Origin of the sequence: Streptomyces graminofaciens, assembly GCF_030294945.1 — a bacterium.
Taxonomy (GTDB): domain Bacteria; phylum Actinomycetota; class Actinomycetes; order Streptomycetales; family Streptomycetaceae; genus Streptomyces; species Streptomyces graminofaciens.
Window position 1 is genome coordinate 5,539,150 of the sequence record NZ_AP018448.1, and the last position, 25,922, is coordinate 5,565,071.

At 70.4% G+C, this 25,922-nt stretch carries 25 protein-coding genes and 1 tRNA gene; 3 read left to right on the forward strand and 23 right to left on the reverse strand.

What is annotated here, in order from left to right:
* Nucleotides 1–27 precede the first annotated feature (27 nt).
* The 3 genes from SGFS_RS23695 to SGFS_RS23705 form a co-directional block, all read right to left on the reverse strand.
* Nucleotides 28–1,827, reverse strand: a complete 1,800-nt coding sequence (locus tag SGFS_RS23695) for a DEAD/DEAH box helicase (protein WP_286253145.1) — start codon at nt 1,825–1,827, stop codon at nt 28–30.
* A gap of 144 nt (nt 1,828–1,971) precedes the next feature.
* Nucleotides 1,972–2,337: a hypothetical protein gene (locus tag SGFS_RS23700; RefSeq protein WP_286253146.1), complete on the reverse strand. Its 366-nt coding sequence runs from the start codon at nt 2,335–2,337 to the stop codon at nt 1,972–1,974.
* A gap of 47 nt (nt 2,338–2,384) precedes the next feature.
* Nucleotides 2,385–3,854 carry an MFS transporter gene (locus tag SGFS_RS23705; protein WP_286253148.1) on the reverse strand — a complete coding sequence of 490 codons (1,470 nt, stop codon included), beginning with the start codon at nt 3,852–3,854 and terminating at the stop codon, nt 2,385–2,387.
* A gap of 266 nt (nt 3,855–4,120) precedes the next feature.
* Between SGFS_RS23705 and SGFS_RS23710 the strand changes: the two genes are divergently transcribed.
* Nucleotides 4,121–4,192: transfer RNA gene (locus SGFS_RS23710), tRNA-Cys, on the forward strand.
* Between the two features lie 130 nt (nt 4,193–4,322).
* Here the strand turns inward: SGFS_RS23710 and SGFS_RS23715 are convergent.
* The 13 genes from SGFS_RS23715 to SGFS_RS23775 form a co-directional block, all read right to left on the reverse strand.
* Nucleotides 4,323–4,823 (reverse strand): hypothetical protein, encoded by a 501-nt coding sequence (locus SGFS_RS23715; protein WP_286253150.1) that lies wholly within the window; start codon nt 4,821–4,823, stop codon nt 4,323–4,325.
* 71 nt (nt 4,824–4,894) lie between these two features.
* A complete protein-coding gene (locus tag SGFS_RS23720; RefSeq protein ID WP_286253152.1) occupies nt 4,895–6,175 on the reverse strand; it encodes a tyrosine-type recombinase/integrase in 1,281 nt (426 codons plus the stop codon).
* A gap of 9 nt (nt 6,176–6,184) precedes the next feature.
* Nucleotides 6,185–6,433: a helix-turn-helix domain-containing protein gene (locus SGFS_RS23725; protein ID WP_286253154.1), complete on the reverse strand. Its 249-nt coding sequence runs from the start codon at nt 6,431–6,433 to the stop codon at nt 6,185–6,187.
* 243 nt (nt 6,434–6,676) lie between these two features.
* Nucleotides 6,677–7,780 carry a DUF3631 domain-containing protein gene (locus tag SGFS_RS23730; RefSeq protein ID WP_286253156.1) on the reverse strand — a complete coding sequence of 368 codons (1,104 nt, stop codon included), beginning with the start codon at nt 7,778–7,780 and terminating at the stop codon, nt 6,677–6,679.
* A complete protein-coding gene (locus SGFS_RS23735) occupies nt 7,777–8,133 on the reverse strand; it encodes a hypothetical protein (protein WP_286253157.1) in 357 nt (118 codons plus the stop codon). The genes SGFS_RS23730 and SGFS_RS23735 overlap by 4 nt, the downstream gene beginning before the upstream one ends.
* Nucleotides 8,130–9,041 carry a bifunctional DNA primase/polymerase gene (locus SGFS_RS23740; protein ID WP_286253159.1) on the reverse strand — a complete coding sequence of 304 codons (912 nt, stop codon included), beginning with the start codon at nt 9,039–9,041 and terminating at the stop codon, nt 8,130–8,132. Before SGFS_RS23740 ends, SGFS_RS23735 begins: the two co-directional genes overlap by 4 nt.
* Before the next feature lie 90 nt (nt 9,042–9,131).
* Entirely contained in the window at nt 9,132–9,443 is a 312-nt protein-coding gene (locus tag SGFS_RS23745; RefSeq protein WP_286253161.1) for a hypothetical protein, read from the reverse strand.
* Between the two features lie 205 nt (nt 9,444–9,648).
* Nucleotides 9,649–11,766 carry an FtsK/SpoIIIE domain-containing protein gene (locus SGFS_RS23750; protein WP_286253162.1) on the reverse strand — a complete coding sequence of 706 codons (2,118 nt, stop codon included), beginning with the start codon at nt 11,764–11,766 and terminating at the stop codon, nt 9,649–9,651.
* Nucleotides 11,767–11,867: 101 nt separating this feature from the next.
* Nucleotides 11,868–12,185 (reverse strand): hypothetical protein, encoded by a 318-nt coding sequence (locus SGFS_RS23755; RefSeq protein WP_286253165.1) that lies wholly within the window; start codon nt 12,183–12,185, stop codon nt 11,868–11,870.
* A gap of 2 nt (nt 12,186–12,187) precedes the next feature.
* Nucleotides 12,188–12,574, reverse strand: coding sequence for an RRQRL motif-containing zinc-binding protein (locus SGFS_RS23760; protein WP_286253167.1), 387 nt, complete (start codon nt 12,572–12,574; stop codon nt 12,188–12,190).
* On the reverse strand, nt 12,574–13,626 hold the full coding sequence (locus tag SGFS_RS23765) for a conjugal transfer protein (protein ID WP_434028210.1): 1,053 nt from the start codon (nt 13,624–13,626) through the stop codon (nt 12,574–12,576). Before SGFS_RS23765 ends, SGFS_RS23760 begins: the two co-directional genes overlap by 1 nt.
* Before the next feature lie 56 nt (nt 13,627–13,682).
* Nucleotides 13,683–14,132: a Pycsar system effector family protein gene (locus SGFS_RS23770; RefSeq protein ID WP_286253170.1), complete on the reverse strand. Its 450-nt coding sequence runs from the start codon at nt 14,130–14,132 to the stop codon at nt 13,683–13,685.
* A complete protein-coding gene (locus SGFS_RS23775; RefSeq protein ID WP_286253171.1) occupies nt 14,129–14,395 on the reverse strand; it encodes a DUF6284 family protein in 267 nt (88 codons plus the stop codon). Before SGFS_RS23775 ends, SGFS_RS23770 begins: the two co-directional genes overlap by 4 nt.
* A 451-nt stretch (nt 14,396–14,846) precedes the next feature.
* Here SGFS_RS23775 and SGFS_RS23780 point away from each other — a divergent pair, with 451 nt between their 5' ends.
* The gene (locus tag SGFS_RS23780) at nt 14,847–15,605 is read left to right on the forward strand and encodes a GntR family transcriptional regulator (protein ID WP_286253174.1); all 759 of its coding nucleotides are present in this window, start codon (nt 14,847–14,849) and stop codon (nt 15,603–15,605) included.
* Between the two features lie 40 nt (nt 15,606–15,645).
* Complete coding sequence (locus tag SGFS_RS23785) at nt 15,646–16,206, forward strand: GNAT family N-acetyltransferase (protein ID WP_286253176.1); 561 nt, start codon at nt 15,646–15,648, stop codon at nt 16,204–16,206.
* Between the two features lie 251 nt (nt 16,207–16,457).
* Here the strand turns inward: SGFS_RS23785 and SGFS_RS23790 are convergent, their stop codons facing one another.
* From SGFS_RS23790 to SGFS_RS23820, 7 genes are all read right to left on the reverse strand, one after another.
* Nucleotides 16,458–17,021, reverse strand: a complete 564-nt coding sequence (locus tag SGFS_RS23790) for an SUKH-4 family immunity protein (protein ID WP_286253177.1) — start codon at nt 17,019–17,021, stop codon at nt 16,458–16,460.
* Between the two features lie 164 nt (nt 17,022–17,185).
* A complete protein-coding gene (locus SGFS_RS23795) occupies nt 17,186–19,501 on the reverse strand; it encodes a xanthine dehydrogenase family protein molybdopterin-binding subunit (RefSeq protein ID WP_286253179.1) in 2,316 nt (771 codons plus the stop codon).
* Nucleotides 19,498–21,222, reverse strand: coding sequence for a 2Fe-2S iron-sulfur cluster-binding protein (locus SGFS_RS23800; protein ID WP_286253180.1), 1,725 nt, complete (start codon nt 21,220–21,222; stop codon nt 19,498–19,500). The genes SGFS_RS23795 and SGFS_RS23800 overlap by 4 nt, the downstream gene beginning before the upstream one ends.
* Nucleotides 21,219–22,112, reverse strand: coding sequence for an FAD binding domain-containing protein (locus tag SGFS_RS23805; RefSeq protein WP_286253181.1), 894 nt, complete (start codon nt 22,110–22,112; stop codon nt 21,219–21,221). The genes SGFS_RS23800 and SGFS_RS23805 overlap by 4 nt, the downstream gene beginning before the upstream one ends.
* Nucleotides 22,113–22,391: 279 nt before the next feature.
* Nucleotides 22,392–24,044 (reverse strand): beta-N-acetylhexosaminidase, encoded by a 1,653-nt coding sequence (locus SGFS_RS23810; RefSeq protein WP_286253182.1) that lies wholly within the window; start codon nt 24,042–24,044, stop codon nt 22,392–22,394.
* Between the two features lies 1 nt (nt 24,045).
* The gene (locus tag SGFS_RS23815; RefSeq protein ID WP_286253183.1) at nt 24,046–24,852 is read right to left on the reverse strand and encodes a carbohydrate ABC transporter permease; all 807 of its coding nucleotides are present in this window, start codon (nt 24,850–24,852) and stop codon (nt 24,046–24,048) included.
* A gap of 107 nt (nt 24,853–24,959) precedes the next feature.
* The gene (locus SGFS_RS23820) at nt 24,960–25,919 is read right to left on the reverse strand and encodes a carbohydrate ABC transporter permease (protein ID WP_286253185.1); all 960 of its coding nucleotides are present in this window, start codon (nt 25,917–25,919) and stop codon (nt 24,960–24,962) included.
* Between the last annotated feature and the right edge of the window lie 3 nt (nt 25,920–25,922).

The following is a 25,922-nucleotide window of genomic DNA, read 5'->3' on the forward strand; positions in this document are numbered from 1 at the left end:
GGATGACAACTGCCCCGGCCCCGAACGTCACTGCATCCGCGTCGCCCACTCCTGCACCTTGGCGATCCGCTGCCGCAACTGCCCCGCCGTGGCCTCCGCGCTCGGCGGTCCGCCGCACACGCGCCGCACCTCGGTGTGAATGACACCGTGCGGCTTGCCGCTCTGGTGGGAGTACGCGCCGACCATGCCGTTGAGCTGTTTACGCAGCTCAAGCAGCTCCTTGTGGGTGACGACCGGCCGCCGGTCGGCCGGCAGCTCCACGAGATCGGCCTCGGCGTCCGGCTTCTTGCGGCTGTGCGCGATCTGCCGCGCCTGCCGCTTCTGCAGCAGCAACTGCACCTGGTCAGGCTCCAGCAGCCCCGGAATCCCGAGGTAGTCCTGCTCCTCCTCGCTCCCGGGGTGGGCCTGCATGCCGAACTCGGCGCCGTTGTACATGACCCGGTCGAACACCGCGTCGGACTCCAGCGCCTCGAACGGCAGCATGTCCTGCTCGCCGGTGTCCTCGTCCTGCTCCCTCTCCGCCTCCTGGAGAAGCTTCTCCTCCTCGGCGTACGGGTCCTCCTCGCCCTCCTTCTTCGGCTTGTCGAGGGCGTGGTCCCGCTCCACCTCCATCTCGTTGGCGAAGGTGAGCAGGTCGGGGATGGTCGGCAGGAACACGGACGCGGTCTCGCCGCGCCGCCGGGACCGCACGAAACGTCCGACGGCCTGGGCGAAGAACAAGGGAGTCGAGATGGTGGTGGCGTACACCCCCACGGCCAGCCGGGGCACGTCGACACCCTCGGACACCATCCGCACGGCGACCATCCACCGATCGGTGCTGCCACTGAACTCGTCGATACGGTCCGAGGCCCCGGAGTCGTCCGACAGCACCAGCGTCGCGCTCGTGCCCGTGATCTCCCGGATCAGCTTGGCGTACGCGCGAGCCGAGTCCTGGTCGGTGGCGATGACGAGGGCACCGGCGTCGGGGATGCCCTTCCTGACCTCGGTCAGCCGCTGGTCGGCGGCGCGCAGCACACTCGGCATCCACTCGCCGCGCGGATCGAGGGCCGTACGCCAGGCCTGGCTGACCGCGTCCTTGGTCATCGGCTCGCCGAGCCGGGCGGCGATCTCGTCCCCCGCCTTGGTCCGCCAGCGCATGTTGCCGCTGTAGGAGAGGAAGATGACGGGCCGCACTACGTTGTCGGCGAGCGCGTTGCCGTAGCCGTACGTGTAGTCGGCGGACGACCGCCGGATCCCGTCCGTCCCCTCCTCGTACGTCACGAAGGGGATGGGGTTGGTGTCGGACCGGAAGGGCGTACCGGTCAGCGCGAGCCGTCGAGTGGCGGGCTCGAACGCCTCAAGACAGGCCTCACCCCAGGACTTGCTGTCACCGGCGTGGTGGATCTCGTCGAGAATGACCAGAGTCTTGCGCTGTTCGACGCGATTTCGATGCAGCATGGGCCGGACACCCACACCCGCGTACGTGATCGCGACCCCGTCGTACTCCTTGCTGAGCGGCCCCGCGCTGTACTCGGGATCCAGCTTGATCCCTATCCGTGCGGCGGCCTCGGCCCACTGCTTCTTCAGATGCTCGGTGGGCGCGACGACGGTGACCTGCTGCACGACATGGTGATGCAGCAACCACGACGCGAGCGTCAGCGCGAAGGTCGTCTTCCCGGCGCCCGGGGTCGCGACCGCGAGAAAGTCCCGCGGCTGCTCCTGGACGTACTTCTCCATCGCCCCCTGCTGCCAGGCACGCAGCTTGCTGGCGGTACCCCATGGGGCACGGCCGGGGAAGGCGGGTGAGAGGTGGTGGCTCGATGTCGAGGAGGCGGCGGTGGTAGTCACGGTCTCCGGGTCTGGTGGGTCGGGCGGCTCGGCGGCGACGCGGCGAGGACATCTCGCCGACGTATGACAACCGGGCCACCCTACCGGCGCCGAAGCCACGTCAACGCGCGTACGCCACCGACTCACCCCGGGATGGGATTCACCTCACAGATCACACCACGCTCGGTCCACGTCGAAGCGGAGCCCGACAGATGCCGGTTCATGTGCGGGAAGAACCAAGTGGCGCACGTCGTCCGCCCTGAGCTGCTTCGCGAGGTTCAGCAGCTCGGTCGGGCAGCGTGAAGCAGGCAGCGTGAAACAGGACGTCAGGACGTCACACGGCCTCCGGTGCAACTCGGCGCCGGCCTTCAGCACATGCTCGGCCGCCTCGTCGTACAGTCGCCGGCGCTCGCTCACGGCCGCCGTCACCGCGCCGTGCGCCAAGTCCCGAACACTGCGCCCTTCCGCCTCCGCACGGTCGCGCAGGGCGTCGAGCTCTTCGTCCGTGAACCACAGGTTCAGTTCAGCCATGCCGGGACCGTGGGGCCCGCATCCATCTCTCCACCACGCGGCACCCATCAACGCGCTCCCCCCTCTCCCGCCCTCAACCGCGTAGTCACCCACGCCCCCACCAACGCCACCCCCGCCATGGGCAGGAACACCGCCGCGAAGGCCGCCGGGTGCGAACCGGCGGTCGTCGAGGCCGTCGTGGTCGTATGGGCGACCGTGCCGCCGCCCAGCGCGGCGAACGCGGCGCCGCCCGCGGCCAGCAGCAGCGCGTTGGAGAGGCCGTCGGAGATCTGGAGTGCGGCGGAGTTGGCACCGGCCTCCTCCGGGGCGGACAGGTGCAGCAGGAGGACGCTGGTGGAGGAGATCACCAGGCCCATCCCGAAGCAGCCCAAGCCCCACGCCACCGCCACGGTCCAGGCCGGCACCGCCTCGATCAGCACACTCGGCGCCCCCGCGATCGCGGCCGCGACCAGCAGCATCCCGAACGTCATCAGCCGCTCCCGGTACGGCTCCACCCGTGCCCGCGTCTGCACCCACGACCCCAGTGCCCAGGTCGCGCCACCGGCCGCGAGCGAGAACCCGGCGAGCGTCGGCGACAGCCCCCGCTGGGTGACCAGCATCAGCGGCACGAACGACTCGGCGGAGACGAACGCCCCCGCCGCCACCCCGCGCAGCAGCACCACGGACGGCAGCCCGCGCACCGCCCGGTACGTACCGCGCGGCAGCAGCCCCAGCACCGCGGGCACCAGCAGCGCGGCCCCCGCCACCGCCGGCACCAGCGACCACCACCGCAGCTCCTGGGCGGCGTACTGCAACAGCCCCGCGCCGAGCGATATGCCGAGCGCGAGCCGGATGCGCCGCCGGTCGAACGACGCTACCGGGACCCCCTCGACCGGTCCCGACGCCCGGCGCCGTATCTGCGGCAGCGCGAGCGCCAGCGGGAACACGACCAGCACCGGGATGCCCACGAACACCCAGCGCCAGCCGAGGTGTTCGGTGACGGTTCCCGCCGCGAGCGGTCCGACCACCGACGGCACCACCCAGCCCGCCGCGAACGCCGCCATGATCGCCGGCCGCAACCGCTCCGGATACGCCCGCCCCACCACCACGTACAACGCGACGATCACCAGCCCGCCGCCGAACCCCTGCACGGCCCGCCCGAGGACGAACAGCCACATCGCCCCGGCCGTCCCCGACAGCAGCAGACCGGCCGCGAAGGCGCCGATGCCCGTCGTCAACGCCCCCAGCGGCCCGCTGCGGTCCGACCACTGCCCGGCCAGCACCATCCCGAACAGGCTCGTAGTGAAGTACGCCGAGAACGCGAACGCGTACGCCGAGACCCCGTCCAGCTCCTTGGCCGCGACCGGCATCGCCGTCCCGACCGCCATCGCCTCGAACGCGATCAGCACCACCACGGAGACGATGCCGACACTGAGCGCCCGATGGGACCGCCCGAGCACACCCTCCTCGCACTCGGCGACAGCGGCGGGATCGGTGTCGTGCGCGAGCGCGGGATCACGGGGTTCGAGGGCGGCCATGCCCGTCAGCGTAAGGGCCACATCCGACATTGACCCCTGTCCGCAGTCCCGCACCGAGTGGGACCTTGGTCGTACGACCGTCACACCCGACGCGCGTTCACACCCCGTTCACGGCCGTTCACGCACGACCCTTCGCGCGGCGGTTCATGAACGGCGTATGGCAGTCCCGTTGCAGCCCGCGCGTCTCCCTTGAGCCCACTCCCGCCCCGGCCTACGGTCTACACATCGAGTTCGGAGCGAGCACACCAACCGCTCGCTCCAGACCCGGCCGTGTGCCCGAGTGGCTTAGGGACTCGCCTGCAAAGCGAGGCACGTGGGTTCAATTCCCGCCACGGCCTCTATGGCCTTGACCAGGCAAAACGAAAGGGCGGCACCCCTCCCGGGACGCCGCCCTTTCGCATGTCCGTCTCACTTTCCGTCTCGTTCCCTCGTCGAGGGACGCTCAGGAAGCGACGGAGCAAGAACAACTCACTCCTCGTCGACGAGGGGGCCCATGGCAAGGATTTGCTCTCTCTTCGGCTTCCATTGCCACGCCGAGATCTCGACGTACAGCTGACTCATAGTCTCGCCAAGCTCACGAAGATCGTGCTCCTGCGCTGGCTGCCTGTACGGCTCCGGCTTATTCCGACGACTACGCCAGGTACTCCACTCCTGCGTGCCATGGCTGACTGTCCAAAGCCCGTGAACGTATTGATCACGGCGGCTAAAAGCTGCTCTGCATCGGCTCAGAATGCCGTTAAGCGCCTCCAGCCTGCCCGGGGTCATATCTGGCTGCGCCTTGGCAAGAGCTTGGCTCAGGTCAATCAACCGGGACACACCTTCACCAGCCGCGATCAGAGATCCGTGAGCGCTTCCGCTGAGCCCTCCGACCAGCAAACGAAGCATGAACTCCAGGCTCCCGGCGTTCCGCACCATGGAACCGAGCAAGTACACAAGCTCTTTGTCTGACGGGTCTACTTCCTTGGTCACGTGGAAGATCGTGGCACACCGGCTCCCTCTGTGGCAGCAGAATTTGGCGGTAGCGGAGGGCCCAAGGGGTCTCAGTTGGCCGGTACGAGGGCTCCGGCGGCGCCGTCGTCGTCACCGTCCTGCCGGTCGGCCGCCTCGGCCTTCCAGATCAGTCCGTCGACCTGCCGCGCCACGTCGGACCGTACCGCGTCGACCATGTGTTGATACCGGGCGGCCATGGCGGTCGTCGACCACCCCATCAGACCCATGACGGCGCGCTCGGGAACACCGAGGATGAGCAGAACCGTGGCGGCGGTGTGGCGCGCGTCGTGCAGACGGCCGTCTCGGATCTTCGCCTCGGTCAGCAGAGCCTTCCACTCCGCCCAGTCCCTTCGATGGGAGGGACTGCGACCGTGCTCGTCAGGGAATACCAACCCGCCTTCCACCCACTTCTTCCCGGCCGCTTCCCGCTCGGCGTTCGTCGCCTCGCGATGGGCCCGTAGCAGGTCAACGAGCTGTTCCGGGAGGCCGACCGCCCGGCGCCCGGCGCGAGACTTAGTGGTGGACGTCTCCGGGTTGCTGCGCCGCCGCTGCGGGCAGTACCCGGCCTTACGTCCGCAGGGCTCCGGGCACCCGTGCGCGTACTGCGGCCGGTGGCGACTGCGGCGGACCATCAGGAACCCGGCATCGAGGTCCACGTCCTCCCACGTCAGGCCCAGCACTTCCCCTTGCCGGAGTCCGAGAGCGAGGGCGACGGCCCAGCGTGCGGAGTTGCGGTTCTGATCGGCGGCCTTCAGCAGCCGCTTTACCTCCTCCACGGTGTAGGGCTCCACCTCGTAGTCACCCACCTTGGGGGCCTTCGCCAACTGAACGGGGTTCTTACCGAGATGGCCGCGCCGTACGGCCTCGTTGAGCGCGGTCCGGAAGGTGCGGTGCACCTGGTGAGCGGTCGCGGCCTTGCTGCCGTTGGCCTGCATCTTGGCGTAGAAGACCTCGATGTGCTCCGGGTTGAGCTTGTCGAGACGGTGGGCGCCCAAGCCGGGGATGAGGTGCCTCCGCACTGCAACGCCGTACCCGACCATGGTGTTGTCGTTGACGGCGAGGGGCGCCACGTTCTCGATCCAGTGCGTCAGCCACGCCGTGACCGTCCACGGCTTGCCCGGCTTGCGCACGGTCTTGGCGTCCCGCTGCTTCTCCAACTCCCTTACTGCATCGGCGACTTCGGCGCGGGTCTTGCGCTCGACGTGGCGACGGTCGGGCTTGCCGTCGTCGCGGGTGCCGACGGTGACGCGGCCGTGCCATTTCCCGTCCTTGCCCTGGTAGATGGAGGATCGGCCGTTGGGCTGGCGGGTGCGCTTCTTCTCTTCTGCCATGTGTACTCCTCAGGCGGCCGGGGCGATGGTGATGGTGGCGGTGGGGTGCTGCTGCTTCATGCGGCGGCGGGTAACGAACTCCGGCACGGCGTCGGCGGGGACCCTGCGGAGGTGGCCGACGGTGATGGACTCCAGCTCTCCAGCACGGATGAGCCGGTAGCAGACGGTGCGGCCGATCTGGAGGCGGCGGGCGGCCTCTTCGACGGTGAGCAGAACGAGGGTGGGGTCGATGGCATCGGCGAGTTGGGCCGTGTCCATGCGGGTGACTCTCCTTCGTCGCATGACGGCGGGGGCTCTCGCCCCCCTCTCAGGAGTCCGCTACATCCGCTACATCCGCTACATCGCAGGTCAGAGGGGGTGTTTGGTGTAGCGGATGGCGGCGATGTAGCGGCTACGGCGTCGGTGCGGGCGCGTGGCCGTAGCCGCTACATCGGGGGTTTGCCGCTACGGCCTCAGGTGCTTTGACCTGGGGCGTAGCGGCTGTAGCGGATGTAGCGCTTCTCAGAGGCGGGGCGGGGGCGGGCAGTAGCGGGCCCACGCGTCGGTGAGGTCGTCGGCGTAGAAGCCCTTGAGGACGCCGCCGCTGGTTCGGATGTTGCGGGAGGCGATGGGCTCGTTGTCCGCCGTCATGTACTCGCCGAGCATCTTGGACAAGCGCCGGTTGTCGAGCGGGCGGCCGCCCAGGTCGGCCCACGGGGCGTCGTCGAGGGCGTTGAGCCGGTCGAGGATGGCGACGGTGGGCAAGCGGTCGATGCCGATGAGGACGTGGTCGCGCAGGTCGGTGAGCAGGCGGATACCGAGGCTGCCTTTGTCGTTGGCCTGTGAGGCTTTGACCAGGGCCACGCACGCCTCCCGTGCACGGCGCGGCCATTCACCGCCGACGACGTCCGCGATGGCGAGGAGGGGTTCCCACACGTCCGCCGGGCGGTCGGTGACCCCTTCGGGCATGTCCGGCCACGCTCCCATGACGAACCCGCGTGCTTGTTCGGCCCACTCTGCGAGGCGGTCGCGCAGCTTGTTGCCCTCCGGCTCGTGCAGTCCGGCGCGGAAGGGTTCGACGTGTTCGTTCCGGGCGCGGCGGCGCATGCGGATGATGACGGAGCGGGTCAGGATCGTGTCGGGCAGGGAGCCGAGTCCGGCGACGGCGAGCGCGGTGTAGGAGGGGAAGGGGGTCACGGTCTGCTGGTCGCCGACGCACCTGTATGTGACGCCCTTGCGGCGGTGGCCTGCGTTGATGAACCCGCGTAGCTCCTCGTTGTCGCCTGCCTTCGGGCCGAAGACGGTGTCGATCTCGTCGAAGAGGATCGTGGGCCGCCCGTTGGGGTCGGATACCGACCGGAAGAGGGCGGCGGCGGACGCGTTCACGGCGACCATGGGGCGCGGTACGAGGGTTTCCACGATCTCCAGCGCCCGTGACTTCCCGGAGCCGGGTTCCGGGGACAGGAAGGCGATGCGGGGCGTGGAGTCGAAGCAGTCGATGAGGTGGGCGTGCGCGTCCCACAGCGCCACGGCGACGTAGGCGGCCTCGTGGGGGAAGACGTTGAAGCGGCGGTGGAAGGCTTCCACCCCGTCGAGCAGTGCGGCCCCGTTGATGGTGGCGGTCATGCGGCGGCCCTTCCTTCCTGGGTGGTGCGGAGCGGGCAGGTGTCGCGGTGGGCTTCGTGGGCCTCGATCAGGGCGAGCACGCGGCCATAGCCGACGGCACTGCGGTCCCACCCGCACAGGCACTTGGAAGTGGCGGTGGGGGTCGCGCCGCGCGGCACGACGATGTGCAGCCATCCGACGGGGTATCGGCCGTCGCCCTGCGGCGGGTCAGAGCGAAGGGCAGTTCGGGCGCCCTTGCGGGCGGCGCCTTTCGGCTCGCCCACGGCCGTCTCGCGTGCGGCCGGTTCAGCGGCATGCGGGGTCGTCGTGGTGGGGGTGATGCTCTTCAAGGGGGGATGGCGGCGGGTGGTCATGCGGCTTTCCGTCCGCGCTGGTTGTGGGCGATGGACCAGTTCAGGGCGCTGCGCAGAGTGGAGCGGCACTCGGCGGCGGTGAGTCCGACGGCCTCGCCAGCCCCTTGAAGAGCCTGCTCGACCACGTGTCGGGGGAGGTCGCCCCATGCGACGAAGCGTCCCAGGGCGCGCGCCGCACGGAACAACCTCGTTGCCCGCTCGCCGACTTGGGCCCCGGTGACGTTCCGCGTCTCATTCGCGAGCGCTACATCCGCATATCGGCGAGATTGCGCCGTTACGGGCCCTGAAGGGGTCTGTGCGGGCTTGGGGGCGGGTTTCAGGATGCTCAGCAGCCACGCGGGGAGTGAGGCCGCCACAGGGCCGCCTACGGCCTCGTAGGGTCCGGCGGGGGTGATGCTGCCCGCTGCGACGACGTAGCCGCCCCATGCGCGAGTGTCGACCAACTTGCCGATGGTGCCTGCCGTGTTGGCCAGCCGCACCCCGGTCGGGGTGGTGAAGTACAGGTGCTCCCCGCCGCTCGCGGTCCGCGTCCGGTAGGTGGCGGGGACTGGGTGTCCGGCGCGCTCGCAGAGCGCCCCGAAGGTTGTCGCGCCGTCAGGCGTGTCCGAACTGCTGTTGTCTTTGGGCATGTCGAGGTCGACGACGACCAGAGCGGACGGGCCGGTCGCGATGCCCACGTTGTACGGGGCCCGTGCCCACGTCGCGCGGATCAGCTCGGGGTCGGTGGTGGCGCGCTGCTCCCACTTCCGGTGCCCGGCGGTGCAGGGTCCGGTACGGGGGCATGCGGCCTCGCCGTGGAGGGCGGGGCGCTTGGTGCCGGGGCGCAGCGGGAAGACGTGCCACCCGCGCTCGGCCGCGTCGAGAGCGGCGCGCAGCAGCACTCGCCGGGGGTCGGTCGGTTGCGTCATGCTGGGAGATCTCCAGTTCCTTGATGGGTGACTGGCTGGACAAGGGCGGCCCCGACTTCATTGGCGTGAGGGGGGCCGCCCTTGGCGTAGCTAGGTGTTCTTGGAGCGGGCGAGCTTGAAGGTGATGCCGCCGACGCCGATGGGTCCGGCGGTGGTGGCGATGACGGTGATGGCGTGGGCGGTGGCGTCGAGGAGGGTGCAGAGCGCGAGGACCAGGCCCCAGGTGCCGAACGCGGCGGCTCCGGCGACGCCGAAGGTGATCAGGACGCGGCGCCATGGGATGCCGGTGTGGTCGGGGCTCTGGACGACGATGACGACGGGGGCCCCGGTGGTTTCGGCGCGGCGCCAGTCGTCGGCGGGTATGTGCGGGGCGATGATCCCTGGCGGGTCACGGTGCGACATGCGGAATCCCTTCTCTGAGTGGTGCAGGGAGGCGGAAGCACCCCCTGTCGGGAGGCCTCTGGAGGGGGGTTTCAGGGGCGTTGACCTGCGAGCCTCCCTGACTCCCTGAACGATCATTCGTGCAGGTCAGGGGCAGGGAGGCAGGCCAGGGAGGGGGTGAGGGAGTTCTCCCTGCATCCCTGGCCCGGCGGAGGTCCCTTCCCTGTCATCCGGAGGCGGAAGCGGAACCGTCCTCGGGCCGGTTGGCGAGGGCGCAGGCGAGGCGGTCGCGGCCGACGACCATGACGCCGTCGGACTTGTACGGCTCGGCGCCGGTGCCGTCGAGGACGCGCTTGAGGTCGATGAACGACCACTTGCCGTAGGCATCCGCGTTCAGGGCGGCGAGCCGCTTGAGGACGTCCTGCGTGCGCACCCGCGCCGCGTCCCCGACCACAGCGGCGATGTCGGCGAGCGGGTCACGCTCCTCACCCCGCTCGATGGCGTGGAGGGTGGTGACGCCGTCGCGCAGGGCCTTGGCGCGGTCGGTGATGGCTTCGGCCGCGTCGTCGTCGATGTAGTGCGTGCGCACAGTGATGGCGGCCTGTCCGGCCGGGATGTCGATACCGGAGGAGGCGACGACCAGGGTTCCCTGGTCCAGGCCGGGGCGCAGCATGTTGGGGGCGGCGCCGCCGTCGACGGCCTTGTCCCCGAGTGCCATGCGGGCCTGGGACTCGGTGCCGAGCGCGAGGGAGGCGCGGGTGTGGGCGCCCTCGCGTACGAGCTTGGGAAGGTTCTGGTCGGTGGGGTCCTGGGTGCCCTGCCACATCAGCACGTTCACGGCACGGCCCTGGTTGTGGATCTTGCGGACGGCCATGAAGTACCGGGAGTTGGACTTGGAGCCGCCGTAGGGGCGCTTGTCCTCGTCCTTGACCGGGCACATGAACGCCATCTGCGCTTCGTCGACCAGCACGATCAGCGCCGGGAAGGTGGTGCCGGGCGGGGCCTGGATACGACGGTTCATCTCGTCCACCGCGCCCTCGACCATCTCGGTCACCTGAATCACGTGCTCATCCGTCGGGCCCTGGATGAGGGTGGTGGCGAGTCCGTCGAACATGGCCCAGTCGCCGACGCCCTTGAGATCGCCGATCAGGAACTGAACCGACCTGTCCAGCGCGACCCACAGCGCGAGGGCGCGCAGAGCGACGGTCTTGCCCTGGTTCGACAGACCGGTGATGAGCAGGTGGCGCTGGTAGAGGCTGAGGGCGGCGGCATCCCCGCGCAGGTCCTGCCCCCACGGCGCCTTGCCCTTGGCGTAGTCGGCGGTCATGGTGTCGTCGGTGACCAGCGGGGAGGGGCCGATCGGCTCGTCCAGCGCGCCGGAGTCGGCGACCCACAGCCGCACCGTGCGGGCGGCCTGCGGGATGGTGATGAACACCTCGTGTTCGTGCCGGGTGAGGTTCTCGGCGAGCTTGCGCCGCTTGCCCTGGACTTCGTTCGTCGACACGCCCGAGGGAAGGGTGACGTCGACTTCCACGCCGCAGCCGGCGATCCGGATCGGCCCCAGCATGGACGCGCCAGCGTCGCCCATCTCCTTGATAGCGTTGCGCAGCGCGGGCACCCCGAGGTCCCGCAGGGCCTTGACCACGATCGACGGGGTGATCGGCTCGCCCTCGCTCGACCGGGCGTTGGCCGGGAGCGCCCACTGCGGGGCGGCTTGCTGCTTGCTGCCGACGGCCCACAGACCGAGCAGGGCGAGGAACGGGCCGATCGTGAGCGCCGGGCCCCACACGATCTGCACGATGCGGATCAGCAGGGCGATGAAGTCGATGGTGGCCGACAGCGGCCTGATGACGTCGCCGATGTCGCCGTTGTTGATGGCCATCACGACCCCGAGCGCGACCAGCACACCGATGCTCATACCGGCGCCGACGGCCACGCCCTTGGCGGCCTCCACCGGGGAGTGCAACAGGTCCATGCGGCGGTGGTGCCGGGCGGCGCGGAAGCGCTGCAACCGCTCCTCCCACTCCTCCGCCGCTTCCAGGTTCCCGGCGGCCTCGGCGGCGCGGATCATCCGCTCGTAGCGGGAACCGGTCTTGCCGTCCCAGGTGCGGCGGGCCACGATCCGCCCGCCGTTGAACGTGTAGAGGCCGTGCCGGGCCACCGCCCGCGCCGTCGCCCTGGTCGACTCATGCGTGACCGCCGACTTCACCGCGCGACCGGAACGCACCCACAGCGGGGCGGGCGGCGTCGGCGGGGCGTCGGGGACGACGGTCAGCACCGTGGGCGCCGTGCTGTCAGCCGGGGGGTCGGTGGGCTTGTGGAGGTGGACGACGTTCTCAGACATGCTGGAAGTTCTCCTGACTGCCCCTTCGGGGGCGGGAGTTGAGGAAGAGATGCCGGGGTGGCCGTGTCCGTGGCAGGGGCGGCCACCCCGGTAGCGGCTGGTCAGAACCAGCGGGACGACTTCTTGGCGGCCTTGGCGCGGGCGGCCTCAGTGATAAGCCGCTGACGCTCGCCATACAGGGCCGTCAGCTCGGCGTTCAGCCGCGTCTCGACGGCGGAACCGATGGAGTCCATGCGGTCCTCGGCGCCGGTCGTGCTGCGGCCCCGGTGGACGTTGCGGGCGCCTTGGGCCATCGCGCGTGTCATCGCGAGGCGTTCACGGCTGGTCAGCGGCCACCACTCGCCCCGCCGCACCGCTTCCAGCTTCTTCACGGTCCGCTCGATCTCGCGATCAAGGCGGCGTACCTCAGAGTTACCCATGGTCAATGGCTCCCTTCGGACCCGTCCGGGTCGGGGTAGGCGCAGGGCACGCAGGTGCCGAGTGAGGTGGGCAGGCAGTAGCTGTAGGTCCCCTGGCACTTGGGGCAGGTGCGGCGGGCGAGCATCGCCAGAGCGAGCGCGCCCCACTTGCGCGAGGTCATCGGCCGCACCGGCTTGGCGAGGTCGATCCGGTAGAGGTAGGCGACCAGCGGCGGACGCCGGTGCCGCCCGCGCATGACCTGCGCCGCCACCTCCTGACCACCCGGACGCAGACCCATCGCGCGCAGTCCACGGCGGGTGGCATAGCCGTCCGGCGCGCACTTCCACGGGTAGGTCGGTATGCCGTAGCGGGACCCGGTCGGGTCGAAGAACGCGGCGTGCGCCACCATCAGGCCACCGCCTCAGCGGCCCGTTCGGCCTTGAGCGCGTCCCGCAGTGTGCGGGCGTTGGCCGGGGATGTGTGGACCGCGCGGCGAATGCCCTCAGCCGTGATCTGAGCGTCCGGCCAGTCGGCCGTCACCTGCCGTGCCTCAGCCAGCAGATCGGCCGCAGTCCGCTTCGGCCGTGCCGATCGAGCCAACTCGGGAACACGGCCAGTCGCCCGCCGGGCCGGGGTCGACTCGGCCGCCACCGTGCGCTTCTCGATCGGCGCCACCGGCGCCCGATCCACCACGGGGCCGATCGCCGGTACGGGCTTGAGCGGAAGAATCGACTTGCCCAGGTCGACCGCGACCGGATCGGGCACGGACAGCCGGGTCAACGTCACGGCCGGGGCCGGGGTCGATTCCCCCAGCTCAGCCATAGACCGTTTCCTTATGGTCTCGGTAGATTCCTCCGCATTTACCATCGGGGCGGGTGCGGGGTCTGTGGTGCCGAACATCGACCCCAGCGCGGCATCGGCGCCAGCGGTGACACGCTCGCGCTGGACGTCCAACAACCTCGATCCCAGTGCCACATCCCCGACCCCGACCCTGCGGGCCAGACGCCACGACTTGCGCTCCGACCACTTCTTGACCCGGTCGCTGGGGTGGTGGGCAGCGCGGGCGCGGTGGTAGGCGAGCGCCCGCACGATGTCGGCGGTACGCCGCTCGTTCTCCGCATCCCGGCCGTCGGTGTGGACCACGATGCGGCGGGCGAGGAACGCCATGCCCTCCGCCGACACGGACATGCCCATCGGGGTCAGGGCGTAGATGACGGTCCGGCCCGGGTCCGGAGCGGCCATCGCGCCCATGGCGGACGCGGCGGTCGGCAGCGCCCACAGCCCGAGCCGCACCACACGCGGGGAGGACTGGCCCAGCATGGTCAGCCCCAACAGGACCAGGGCGAGCACGGCGGTGGCGCCCTCACCAGCGGCGAGCGCCCCGAGCGCGGTGCCCTTGCCGTAGGCGTGGCCGATGTTGCTGTACGTGCCGATACCGCCGATCACGCCCGTGGCCAGCATCGGCACGAACGCGGCAGCCAACACACCGGTCTGAGCCCTCGTCAACGCAGTCTGGCTCACAGGGCACCCCCAGCGGTGAGCAGAAGAGCGAGGACGAGCAGGGCACCGCCCACGCAGGTCAGGTCGACCGCCCGGCGCAGACCGGTGAACTTCACGACGGCGAGGCGGGACAGGCCCGCGATGTCCGCGCTGAGACGGTCCTCGCCCAGGCGGGCCGTGATCTCCTCGGCGGTGAGCGTCGCCCACAGCGGGAACCCGTGCCGCCCCCTGATGTTGGGCCGCACCGACCGCAGCAGCAGACCCGCCGCCACGACCAGCAGCGCCACACCGAACCCGCCCACCGCGTACGCGGCCGGGGTCAGCGGCATGTCCTTGGCGACCGTCCACGCACCGGCCAGCACCGCGCCGACGAACGCCAGCAGCAGACCGGTCTTATTGTCAGTCCGGGCAATCTCCGCCTTGACCTCTGCGTGCGCGATGGTCAAGTTCTGGTGGAGGGTGCTCACGCTCCCACCTCCGGCAGCACCGAGGCGGACGTGTTGGCCAGGTCCCGGCGGGCGGCGAGCGCCCGGTTCCGGGCCCGGCGGACGCGGCGGGCGTCCAGTTCGGTCGGGGTGCGGTCGAGGGTGATGATCTGCGCGTCCAGCAGGTCGACGTCCGCGAGGATCGCGGGCATCTCCTGCTCGATCGCGTCCAGCTCCGTGTCCGTCGGCTCGATCCAGTCGGCGAACGCCGTAACAGCGTCCTGAACTGTGACGATGGGGCTCATAGGGTCGTGATTCCTCTCAGACAGGAACGGCCCGAACAGCGGCTCCGGTGTTCCCGCACCGGAGCCGCGCGCCGTTGAAGTCGGAAGTTCCGGCTCCCCTCGGCGCTGCACGTACGAGACGTGCAGCGGAGGCAACCAGCCGCAGACACTGAGCTGCGGAAAGGTCGAAGATGCGCGGGCCGTACCCCGCGCCGACCGCCTTATCGGAGGAGGCGGCGACCTCATCACACTGTTGAGTTTTCAACCAATCGGCGCTTCCTTCGTACCGACCCCTGCGGGCCTTCCTCCGGCGCACCTGTACAGCAGAGCCGTACGTGACACCCCGTCTAGCTTGTCTGGAGGAGTGCCTGGGCAAGAGATTGCACGAGTCAGGCTTGGAGAGTCAAGCCCTCTGGTCTAACTTGTACGGAGGAGTTGGAGTAGAGGAGATGCATTGCCGGTGCGACGCGGTATGACGAAGGCTCAAGAAATCGCCTATGACCTGCGCGAACAGATTCAGTCCGGGCGACTGGTGGGGGGCGAAGCGCTCCCCAGCGAATCGAAGATGATGAGCCAGTACGGCTACAGCCGCGAGACCATCCGCGCTGGCGTCCGCCTCTTGATTGAGGAAGGCCTAGTCGTCACGGGACAGGGGCAGGGGAAGTACGTCCGTGAGGACTATCCGCCTGTCGTTTGGAACTGGACGACTCTGGAGAGTCGGAGCCGCCACGCCACTGCGGTCGAAGGACGGACCGCCGGTGACCAGTGGGCCAGCGTGATTGCGGAGAACGGGAACGCCCCCCGACAAGACATCACTGTGTCGATCGTTGAGCCGCCGACCCATGTGCGCGAGTGCCTCGAACTCCCCCCAGACGGTCTAGCCGTGGCCCGCAAGCGCGTCCGGTACATAGACAACCGGCCCTACGCTCTCGCCGACTCGTACTTCCCCCAGGAACTCGTGACCGGCACACCTTTGATGGAGCCTCGCGACGTCTCCGCGCCCGGCGGCATCCTGGCCTCGGTAGGGCTTGTGCAAGCCAAGTACAGGGACGAGATTTCAGTCCGTATGCCAACTCGACAGGAGGCCGAGCTACTTGCTCTCCCTGCGGCAACACCGATCGCAGAGCACACCCGAACCGGTTACGACGCGGACGGCCGCCCCCTACGCTGCATGGTCACGATCCTCCCCGGAGACAGGCACAAGATCCTCTATGAAGTCAGCACCGACTGAGTACCTTCGCCCTGCGGCGGCGAAGGACGTACCTGCCCTCTTGACTCTCCGAACTGAGGCCGAAGGGTGGCTACGCACCAAGGGCACGGACCAGTGGAGCGACACGGAGACCGGTGAGCGGGCCATCGCGAAATGGCGCGCCAGCATAGATGAGGGGCGTGCATGGGTCGTGGTCGGCGAGCATGACGAAGTGCTCGCGACCGTGAGCCGGGGCCCCGTCGACCGAGACTTCTGGAGGGACTCCGACCGCCCGGAAACAGCGCTGTACCTCTACAAGCTGATAGTCGCGCGCGAAGCGTCCGGGCGGCATCTGGGCACACGAGTCATCGACTGGATGTCCCGCCTTGCAGCACTGGAAGGGCGAACCTGGGTGCGCATCGACACGTGGCGCACGAACATGGGGCTGCACGCCTACTACGAACGGCTCGGCTTCCAGCACGTCCGCACCGAAGCTCCGTCCCACCGTCGCTCTGGATGGCTCGCACAGCGCCCGGCGGGTGAAGTCACCATGCCCGACGACCTCTTGCCCGTCGGTGGCCTCCACCAGGAGCAGAACGAGGACGTGGCCACGCGCGTCGCGGTGCCGCTTCAGAGGGGCTAACGCGCTGGTCAGCCGTGGGGCGCTCCGTCTCAGTTTCCGTCTCATTCATCCCCGTCCGCCGTCGTTCACAGCAGTTCACGTCACAAACGCGCGTACGGGAATGAACGAGGTTGAACGGCTACGGATCGCGGCCTGACCAGCCCGGACAAACCTGCAAAGCGAGGCACGTGGGTTCAATTCCCGCCACGGCCTCTGATCCGGTTGATGGCCGGCCACTGTTCCCAGTGGCCGGCCATCGCCGCGTTCCGGGGTCAGGAAGCCGTGTCGCAGGGCTCCGTGCGGAGGAGGTCCAGCCAGTTCGCCTTCTCGCTCTTCTCGCGGTGCAGGAGCCAGAGGGAGAAGGCCAGGGTGGAGACGTCGGCGTTCAGGGGGCAGAGCGTGGCCTCGGGCTCGCTCCAGTTGAGGATCGCGCCCGTCGTGCCGTCGACCACCAGGCTGTCGCCCTCGACGAAGTGACCCAGGCGTATCAGGTGGGCGGCCCTCGCGGGGAGTTGGTCGCCGGTGAAGCGGCCCGCGCGCTCGTGCGCGTAGTGCTCGGCGAGGGTCGGCAGCGGGATGTCCGTGTCGAGCTCGAACAGGGCGTGGTCCTCGGGCAGGCCCATGTCCCGCAGGAAGCGGCGGGTCGGCTCGTGCGTGAGCGTCACCGGGAAGTCGAAGTCCTCGAAGCGCCACACCTTGCTCTGGCCGAACTCCTCGTCCAGCAGCCGGGCGGGCAGGTCCAGCGCCAGCCCCGACAGGGTGACCGGCCCCCCGGTCAGCGCCGTCAGGTCGTTCAGGTCGTTCAGGTCCGTCAGGCCCATTGGTCCCATCGTCATCGTGCTCATGGCTCCCCCCGGCTCCCCCGGCACTTGGTGCGCAACGTGCTTCCCCCGAGCGGGGAACACCTCACCGCTCAGCGGTCGTCCCCACTGCCAAGAACCATACGCCGCCCCACTGACAACGCCCCGGAATTACCCACGAACACGCACCTCAGGGCTGCCTACGCCCCCGTCACCACTGCCGCCTGCGGGCGGATCGGCAGGCGGTTCACGGGGCGGCCCGTCGCCGCCCGTACCGCCGACGCGATGGCCGCCGGGGAGGTGACCACCGGCACCGCGCTGGCCGCCTTCGCGCCGAAGGGGGCCACGACGTCCCGCTCCTCCACCAGCTTGACGATCCGGATGTCCGGGGCGTCGAGGGCGGTGGGCAGGGAGTAGCCGGTCAGGTCGGGGTGGCGGATCAGGCCGCGCGGGGTGCGGAGGTTCTCCGTGAGGGCCACGCCCACGCCCTGGGTGACGCCCGCCTCGATGCGGGCGGTGAGCTGGGCGGGGTTCAGGATCCGGCCCACGTCCTGGGCGACCGCCAGTTCCACGACCCGTACCGAGCCCAGTTCGATGTCGACGTCCACCACGGCCCGGATCGCGCAGAAGGCCATGCCCACGAACGCGTCGCCCTGGCCGGCGTCGTCCAGCGGCTCGGTCGGGTGCGGGCGGCACTGGGCCGTCGCCCACAGTTCCTTGCCGTCCAGCGCCTCCGCGACCGTGGTCGACAGGACACCGTCGTACGACGTGATCTTGCCGTCGGTGATCTGCAACAGCTCGGTGGACATGCCGAACTTGTGGGCCAGCGGCTGGAGGAGCTGCGTGCGGACCATTTTCGCCGCGCGCTCCACCGCGCCGCCCGAGACCCATGTGTGGCGGCCTCGGCAGCCGGGGCCCGCGGGGGGCTGGTCGGTGTCGACCTGGGCGATGTGGACCTCGTCGATACCGAGGGTCTCCTGGACGATCTGCCGGGCGAGCGTGGAGAAGCCCTGCCCGGTGTCGACGGCGGCGCACAGGACCGTGGCGATGCCGTCGTGGACCTTCACGGTGGCCGTCGAGACCTCGTCCGCGCCCTCGGCGCCGAGCATGTGCACCATGCCGAGGCCGTAGCCGACGCCGCGGCGGACCGCGCCCGGTTCGCCCGCGCCCTCGGGGCCGCCGGGGAGCAGCCACTCCTCCTCGGGGGCGTCCTTGGGGAGCGCCGGGAGCGGGAACTCCTGGACCGCCTGCAGCAGTTCGGCGACCGGGGCCGGGCAGGTCACCGTCTGGCCCGTCGGCAGCACGTCACCGGTGGCCAGCACATTGCGCATACGCAGGTCCGCCGGGTCGACGCCCAGTTTCTTCGCCAGCTTGTCCATCTGCGCCTCGTAGGCGGCGCACACCTGCATGGCGCCCTCGCCGCGCACATGGCCGGAGGGCGGGTTGTTGGTGCGTACGGCCCAGCCCTCGATGAAGGCGTTCGGAACCACGTACGGGCCGCAGGCGAACGACACCGCCGCCGCCAGCGCCTCCGAGGACGTGTCCGCGTACGCGCCCGCGTCGAGCAGGATCTGTGCCTCGACCTTGACCAGCCTGCCCTCGGCGTCCGCGTGGTGGCGGTAGCGCAGCAGGGTCGGGTGGCGGTGCGCGTGGCCCAGGAAGGATTCCTCGCGGGTCGCCGTCAGCTTCACCGGGCAGCCGGTCTTCAGCGCGAGCAGGCCGAGCGGGAGCTGGAAGCCCTGGTCCTCGCGGTCGGCTGTGGCGCCGGGTACACCGGTGACGACGATCTTGACGCGGTCGGGCACCAGGCCGTAGCAGGCGGCGGCCGCGTCGCGGTCGGTGTGCGGGTCGGTGGAGGCCACATACAGCTCGACACCGCCGTCGGGGCGGGGCACGGCGAGACCGGCCTCGGCGCCGATGGGGGCGGGGTCCTGGCGGCCGATGCGGTACAGGCCCTCGACCACGATCTCGCCGACCGCGTCGGGGTCGCCGTGGCGCAGCGGGATGTGCCGGATCAGGTTGCCGTCGGGGTGCAGGTGGTCGGCCTCGAAGGCCTGCTCGGGGTCGGTCACCGGGTCGAGTACCTCGTACTCGACGATGACGGCGGCGGCGGCCATCCGCGCGGTGTCCGGGTGGTCGGCGGCGACGGCCGCGATGGGCTCGCCGTGGTGGCGTACGACCTCGGAGGCGAACACGGGGCGGTCGGCCTTGCCGCGGCCGTGCAGGGACACGCCCGGGACGTCCTCGTGGGTGACGACCGCCCGTACGCCGGGCATCTCACGCGCGTGGGACGTGTCGATGGACACGATGCGCGCGTGGGGGTGCGGTGAGCGCAGCACGGCGGCCCACAGCAGGCCCTCGGCCCACAGGTCGGCCGCGTACGGGAAGGTGCCCTCCGCCTTGGCGCGGGCGTCCGCGGACGGCAGCGACACGCCGAGGCCGTGCGGCAGCTGCTCCGGGGCGGGCGCGGTCTCCCCGGTGCCAACCGGGGTCGCGGTGGCGGCTTCGTTGCTCACGCCTGGCCTCCGTCCTGGCCGAACGACAGATCCTGACCGCCGAAGGACTGACCCTGACCGCCATAGGTGTCGCCTTGACCGCCGTACGTGTCTCCCTGACCGCCGAAGGACTGTCCTTGACCGCCGTAGGTGTCACCCTGACCGGCGCCGTAGGCGTCGTCCCCGCCGGCGAAGTTCTGCCCCTGGCCGCCGTACGAATCGTCCTGGCCCGGGAACGACAGGCCCTGGCCGCCGTACGACTGGTCGGGGCCGTACGCCGACGGATCGTGCGCCCCTGGTGGCGTCCCCGGGGAGTTCTGCTGTTCGTACGCCGCCGGGTTGACGCCGCCCGCGCCGGGCCCCGCCTGGTGCGGGATGCGGGCCTCGTCGGGTTCGGTCGCGGCGGCCTGGGTCTCGGCGGCCGCGTGCGCCTCGCGTTCGGCGACGACCTCGCGCACGGCGTCCAGGACGCCCCGGTAGCCCGAGCAGCGGCACAGGTTGCCGCACAGGGCCTGGCGGGTCTCCAGTTCGGTGGGGGCGGGGTTGCCCTCCAGCAGGTCGTGCACGGTCATCGCCATGCCGGGCACGCAGAAACCGCACTGCACGGCGCCGCACTTGGCGAGGGCTCGCTGTACGTCCGAGGGCTGCCCGTCGGCGGCGAGGCCCTCGACGGTGCGCACCTCGCTGCCGGCGGCGGTGACGGCGGGCGACAGGCAGGAGGCCACGAGACGGCCGTCGACCTGCACGTTGCACGCGCCGCACTCGCCCTGCGAGCAGCCGTCCTTGGCGCCCGCGAGACCGAGCCGCTCGCGCAGCACGTAGAGCAGCGACTCGCCGATCCAGGCGTCGGTGACGGGCCGGTCGGTGCCGTTGACGCGCAGGACGTACGAGGCGAGGGGGTGGTCGTCGTGCGGCGGCGGGGCGGGCTCCTCGGCCGGAGCGGCGTCCGTGTCGGGCCCGGCCTCGGCGGCCTCATCCGGCTCGGCGGGCTCGCCTGCCGTCCCCGTGGCCTCCTCAGCGGCCCCAGGGGCCTCTGTGGCGGCCTCGGGGGCCGGGTCGGTGAAGGTGTCGCCGGAAGCGTCCGAGGGCTCCTCAGAGGAGTCCGCAGCCGTTTCGGCGGCGCGCTCCTCGGGCGGGGGCGGCGGCGCGGTCCACGCCGTGCCGATCGCCGTCTCCGCCACCCTCTCCGGCGCGGTCGGCGGCTCCGTCGCCCAGGGCGCGGAGGCGCCGCCGGGGAGCGTGGCGGGCGGGGTGCCGCCCCACTGCTCGACCAGCGCCGACGTGCTGAACTCACCGGACTCGTCCGGAAGATCGCCGCCGGCGACCGGAATCGACCACTCGCCGGTCACGTCATGACCGGGAGCGGCGGCATCCGGGCCGGGCTCCTCGAAGGTCCACTGTCCGGTCGACCCCGGGTTGTACGTGAACCCGTGCTGGGTGGCGGGCTGCGGCTGCCCGGCGTTCGGGTCGTGCCACTGCGTGCCCTCGGCCGGCATGGCCCAGTTGCCCGTGCCGGACGGGTCGGTCCCGGCGCCGGGGGCGGCCGTTATGGGCGGCGGCACATAGCCGTGCCCGGGTGCGGCGAGGGGGCTGTCGGCGGACGCCAGAAGCGCGTCGATGCCCCCTTCGGGGAGCTGTACGAAGGTGGTGGCGCCGTCGTCGTAGTCACCCTGGGGCAGCCGTTCCCAACCGCCCTGGCCGCCCTGGTGCGGGGTGCCCTCTCCGTGCTGGTCGTCGGTCACGACAGTGCCCTCCCCAGTGCTCGTCGGGCCAGCGCGGCGACGGTGCGCCGCAGGTGCAGTACGGCGGGCGGAAGCGGTGGCGTGGTGCCGTCGACCTCGGGGGCCGGGTCGGGGATGCAGGCGGCGGCGACGTACTCGCCGAAGGCCTGCAGGGCCTCGGGGACGAGCGTGCGCTCGCCGTCCCAGTCGATCAGTCCGCCGACCCACGCCTCGGCGTCCAGGGGCCTGAGCGGCATCGGCGCTATGGCTCCGACGGCGCACCGCACCCCGCGCCGGGCGGGGTCGAGGACGAGTGCCACGGAGGCGAGCGCGCGGCCCGGGCCGGTGCGTCCGGTGGCCTTCAGGAAGACCTGGGGGGCGTGCAGCAGGGGCACGCGCACGAAGCCGATGAGTTCGCCGGGGCGGAGCATCTCCATGCCGGCCAGCAGGTGGGAGACGGGGATCTCGCGGCGGGCCCCGCCCGTGCCCGCGATGATCAACGTCGCCTCCAGGGCGGCCAGCACGGGAAGCGCGTCTCCCGTGGGGGCGGCCGTCGCGATGTTGCCGCCCAGGGTGCCCGCGTTGCGGATCTGCGGGGGTCCGGCGGCGCGGGCGGCGGCGGCGAGCGCCGGGATGAGGGCCGCGAAGTCGGGGCGGCCCATGCGCGCGTGGGTGAGGCCGGCGCCGAGCAGCGCGTGCCCGTCCTGGTACTGCCAGCCGCGGATCTCGCTGATCTTGCCCAGGCCGACCAGCGCGGCGGGCCTGAGCTGCCCGGAGTTGACCGCGGCCATGAGGTCCGTGCCACCCGCCACCGGAACCGCCCAGGGCATGGCGGCGAGGGCCGCCACTGCCTCGTCGAGCGAGCCGGGCAGGGTCACGGCCTGCGCCGCCTGCGGTGCGTGCGTGGTCAAACCGGCTGCCCCTTCCCGCTGCCCCACCTGGTCCGCCTGTGCTGCCGTACGGTACGTGCTGACAGGGCGGACGTGGCAACTCTGGCACATTCTCGCGAGGCCCGAACGCGGGGGTCCGCCAGGAGGCATTCGCGACCCCACCCCGAGGGTTGTCCGTTTTGGCGTGACATCACCCATGAGCGCGAATTGCTACTTATCAGGGGCACTTGTGCGTGTTGTTCCGCTGTCGCGGCGCGCTCGCGAGGCAGGCGCGGCGGAGCTCACGGGCCTGCCTCCGCCTCACACGTTCGGCGGCGCCCCCTCGATCGGGCGTCCGAGCACTCCGGGTCGCCGCTGCCACGGACGCGGCCCCGTGGGCGGCCGATAAGCGACCCCCAGGGCGTCAAGTCGCCGGTGGTGCGAGGCCATCCGGCGCTCGAAGTCCGCGAAGTCCCGCTCGGCGGGGGCGGGCAGGGCGCTCCAGGCGACCTCGGCGAAGGCCGCGAGGCGCGGATACGCCTGGTAGTCCACGCGCGCGGGGTCCTCCATCGCCTCGGTCCACACGTTGGCCTGCGCGCCCAGCACATGCCGGGCCTCCTCGGGCGTCAACTCCGGTGGAACCGGCTCGAAGCGGAAGACATCCTCAAGGGTGCGTACGTAGCCGATGGGCACCGGTTCGTCGGGGCCGTCGTGCTGACGGTGGTCCAGGTACACCTGCTGCTCGGGGCACATGACCACGTCGTGGCCCGCGCGGGCGGCGGTGACGCCGCCCGCGTAGCCCCGCCAGGACGAGACGGCGGCGCCCGGCGCGAGGCCGCCCTCCAGGATCTCGTCCCATCCGATCAGGCGACGCCCGCGCGATGTCAGCCAGTTGTCGAAGTGCCGGACGAACCACGACTGCAGCCCGTCCTCGTCGGCGAGTCCCAGTTCCCGGATGCGCGCCTGCGCGGTGGGCGACTGTTTCCACTGGTCCTTGGCGCACTCGTCGCCGCCGATGTGCACGAACTCCGAGAACGGGCCCGCGTCCGCGGGGAAGAGGTCGAGGACTTCCTCGAACACCCCCTCGTAGAAGCGCAGGGTGTTGTCAGTGGGTGCGAGTACGTTTTTGGAGATGCCCCAGGTGTCCCAGACGGTGAGGGAGGTCGTGTCGATGACGTCGGTGTTGCCCAGTTCCGGATACGCGGCGATGGCGGCCTGGCTGTGTCCCGGGATGTCGATCTCGGGGACGACGGAGATATGCCGCTCGGCGGCGTACGCGACGATCTCGCGGATGTCGTCGCGCGTGTAGTGGCCGCCGTGCGGCTTCTCCTCCCAGAGAGGGGAAGCGCGATGGCCGAATTTCGTACGGGCCCGCCAGGAGCCGACCTCGGTGAGTCGCGGGTGACGCTCGATCTCGACGCGCCAGCCCTGGTCGTCCGTCAAGTGGAAGTGGAAGACATTGAGTTTGTGTGCCGCCATCAGATCGAGGTGGCGCAGGATCTGGTCTTTGGGGAGGAAGTGACGGGCCACGTCGAGCATGAGGCCGCGCCAGCGGAAACGGGGAGAGTCCTGGATGTGGATCTGCGGCAGCCGCCATTGCCGGCCGGGCAGCGGGGCTCGCCGGAATGCGTCCGGGCCGAGCAGTTGCCGTAGCGTCTGGGCACCCCAGAAGAGACCGGTGGGGCCGCCGCCGACGACGTGCACGCCCGACGGCGTGACCGCCAGGCGGTAGCCCTCCTCGCCGAGGTCCTTGGTGACCATCCGGTGGATGTACAGGCGGATCACACCGTCGTCGTCGCCCTCCCCCGGCGGCAGCGGCAGCCCGGTCGCCGCGCCGAGCGTGGCGCGCAGCCACCGTTCCGTGCGCTCGGCGCCCTCGCCCACGGCCAGGCGGGTGTGGGGTCCGAGTTCGAGGTGGCGTCCGTAGCCGCGCGCGTATCGGGGTGCCGGAATCAGGTCCGTCGGATCGGCCATGTCAGTCCTTCACCGCTCCGCCCAGTCCGGAGACCAGCCGTCGCTGTACGAGTACGAAGAAGATCAGTACCGGAATCGTCATCACCGTGGACGCCGCCATCACCCCGCCCCAGTCCGGCTCCTCGGGCTTGTAGAAGACCAGCAGGGCCATCGGGAGGGTCGACTGGGAGGTGTCGCTGATGATGAACGACTTGGCGAACAGGAAGTCGTTCCAGGCCGAGATGAAGGAGAAGACGCTGGTGGCCACCAGGCCCGGGAGGACAAGGGGGAAAAGGATCTGCCAGAGGAATCGGGAGCGGCTCGCCCCGTCGAGGTACGCCGCCTCCTCCAGCGCCTCCGGAACGGCCTTCACAAAGCCCCTCAGCATCCAGATCGCGAAGGGCAGCGAGAAGGCGATGTGGGGCAGGATCAGGGCGCCCAGGGTGTTGAGTTGGCCGAAGTCCCGCATGAGGAAGAACAGGGGGATGGTGAGGGCCTCCACGGGCACCATCTGAGCGACCAGGAACATGATCAGCAGGGTGGTCCGGAAACGGAAGCGGAATCGTGTCACGGCCGTCGCCGCGAGAAACGCGATCAGCGCGGAGGCGATCACGACGGAGCCCGCGACGACGAGGCTGTTGAGGAAGTAGCGGCCGAATTCCCGCTGTTCGAAGACGCGCCGGAAGGATTCCAGGGAAGGTGCCAGGGTCCACGGCCGGGGCTCGCCGGACTCGATCTCCCCGGCCGGTTTGAAGGCGCTCAGCACCATCCAGTAGAGGGGGAACGCGACGACGACGGCGATCAGCAGCGCCGACCCCTCGGCGGCCACCCGCCATGGACGCCGTAGGAAGCCACGTACCGACCTACGTACGGATTCACGGACGGACCCACGTACGGACCCACGTACGGATTCACCTACAGAATCGCGCACGGAACTCACAGCTCCTCCCCCCGGCGGCGCAGCAGCCGCAGATATACCAGGGTGATCACCAGCAGAATCAGCAGCATCACCACGCCGATCGCCGAGCCGAGGCTGTACTCGGAGGACGCGAACGCCTTCTGGTAGGCGTACACGTTCAGCACGAGGTTCTGTCCGGCGATACCGCCCCCGTTCGTCATCACATAGATCTGGGTGAAGACCTTGAAGTCCCAGATGACCGACTGGATGGTGACGACGACGAGGATCGGCCGGAGCATCGGCGCGAGCACCGACCGCCAGATCCGCCACTGCGAGGCGCCGTCCAGCGCCGCCGCCTCCAGCACCTCCTCCGGTACGGCCCGGATGCCCGCGTACACCGTGACCATCACGAACGGGAAGGAGCACCACACCACTTCGAGCAGTACGAGGAAGAAGGCGCTGTAGCGGCCGTACGTCCAGGAATGGTCGCCGAGGCCCAGGACCCGGTTGACCGGGCCGAAGTCGGGGTCGAAGAGGAACAGCCAGACCGTCGAGCCGGTGATCGCCGGGGTGGCCCAGGCGCCGAGCGCGGCGAGCATCAGCGCGAGGCGGGGCAGCGCCCGTACGCGCGTCAGGAGCACCGCGAGGGCGCAGCCGACGGCCAGGGTGGACACGACACAGGCCGCGGCGAAGACGACCGTGGCCAGCAGCACCTGCCAGAACTCGGGGTCCCCGAACAGTTCGGCGTAGTTCCCGAGCCCCCGGAAGGTGGTCGGTTCGCCGCCGCTGACCTGGGCCTGGGTGTAGCGGAAGAGCGAGATCAGGCCGAGTTGGTAGATCGGGTAGACGAGCAGTCCGCCGAGGACGACGAGGGCGGGGGCGAGATAGAGCCAGGGGGTCCGGTCCCCGCGCTGCCGGGCGCGGGCCGGGGGCTTCCTGGTGACCTGGGCCCCGGCCCGCCCGGCGACCGCCGGCTCGGCGGTCTCTTGCGCGGCCATCGG

Excerpts from the sequence above, each read along its gene's own strand:
- SGFS_RS23810 (WP_286253182.1), bottom strand. The coding sequence starts at position 24,044 with ATGGCCGATCCGACGGACCTGATTCCGGCACCCCGATACGCGCGCGGC.
- SGFS_RS23700 (WP_286253146.1), bottom strand. The coding sequence starts at position 2,337 with ATGGCTGAACTGAACCTGTGGTTCACGGACGAAGAGCTCGACGCCCTG.
- SGFS_RS23745 (WP_286253161.1), bottom strand. The coding sequence starts at position 9,443 with ATGTCGCACCGTGACCCGCCAGGGATCATCGCCCCGCACATACCCGCC.
- SGFS_RS23790 (WP_286253177.1), bottom strand. The coding sequence starts at position 17,021 with ATGACGATGGGACCAATGGGCCTGACGGACCTGAACGACCTGAACGAC.
- SGFS_RS23730 (WP_286253156.1), bottom strand. The coding sequence starts at position 7,780 with ATGACCGCCACCATCAACGGGGCCGCACTGCTCGACGGGGTGGAAGCC.
- SGFS_RS23760 (WP_286253167.1), bottom strand. The coding sequence starts at position 12,574 with ATGGTGGCGCACGCCGCGTTCTTCGACCCGACCGGGTCCCGCTACGGC.
- SGFS_RS23765 (WP_434028210.1), bottom strand. The coding sequence starts at position 13,626 with ATGCTGGCCACGGGCGTGATCGGCGGTATCGGCACGTACAGCAACATC.
- SGFS_RS23750 (WP_286253162.1), bottom strand. The coding sequence starts at position 11,766 with ATGTCTGAGAACGTCGTCCACCTCCACAAGCCCACCGACCCCCCGGCT.
- SGFS_RS23705 (WP_286253148.1), bottom strand. The coding sequence starts at position 3,854 with ATGGCCGCCCTCGAACCCCGTGATCCCGCGCTCGCGCACGACACCGAT.
- SGFS_RS23820 (WP_286253185.1), bottom strand. The coding sequence starts at position 25,919 with ATGGCCGCGCAAGAGACCGCCGAGCCGGCGGTCGCCGGGCGGGCCGGG.
- SGFS_RS23735 (WP_286253157.1), bottom strand. The coding sequence starts at position 8,133 with ATGACCACCCGCCGCCATCCCCCCTTGAAGAGCATCACCCCCACCACG.
- SGFS_RS23720 (WP_286253152.1), bottom strand. The coding sequence starts at position 6,175 with ATGGCAGAAGAGAAGAAGCGCACCCGCCAGCCCAACGGCCGATCCTCC.
- SGFS_RS23740 (WP_286253159.1), bottom strand. The coding sequence starts at position 9,041 with ATGACGCAACCGACCGACCCCCGGCGAGTGCTGCTGCGCGCCGCTCTC.
- SGFS_RS23725 (WP_286253154.1), bottom strand. The coding sequence starts at position 6,433 with ATGGACACGGCCCAACTCGCCGATGCCATCGACCCCACCCTCGTTCTG.
- SGFS_RS23780 (WP_286253174.1), top strand. The coding sequence starts at position 14,847 with ATGACGAAGGCTCAAGAAATCGCCTATGACCTGCGCGAACAGATTCAG.
- SGFS_RS23755 (WP_286253165.1), bottom strand. The coding sequence starts at position 12,185 with ATGGGTAACTCTGAGGTACGCCGCCTTGATCGCGAGATCGAGCGGACC.
- SGFS_RS23775 (WP_286253171.1), bottom strand. The coding sequence starts at position 14,395 with ATGAGCCCCATCGTCACAGTTCAGGACGCTGTTACGGCGTTCGCCGAC.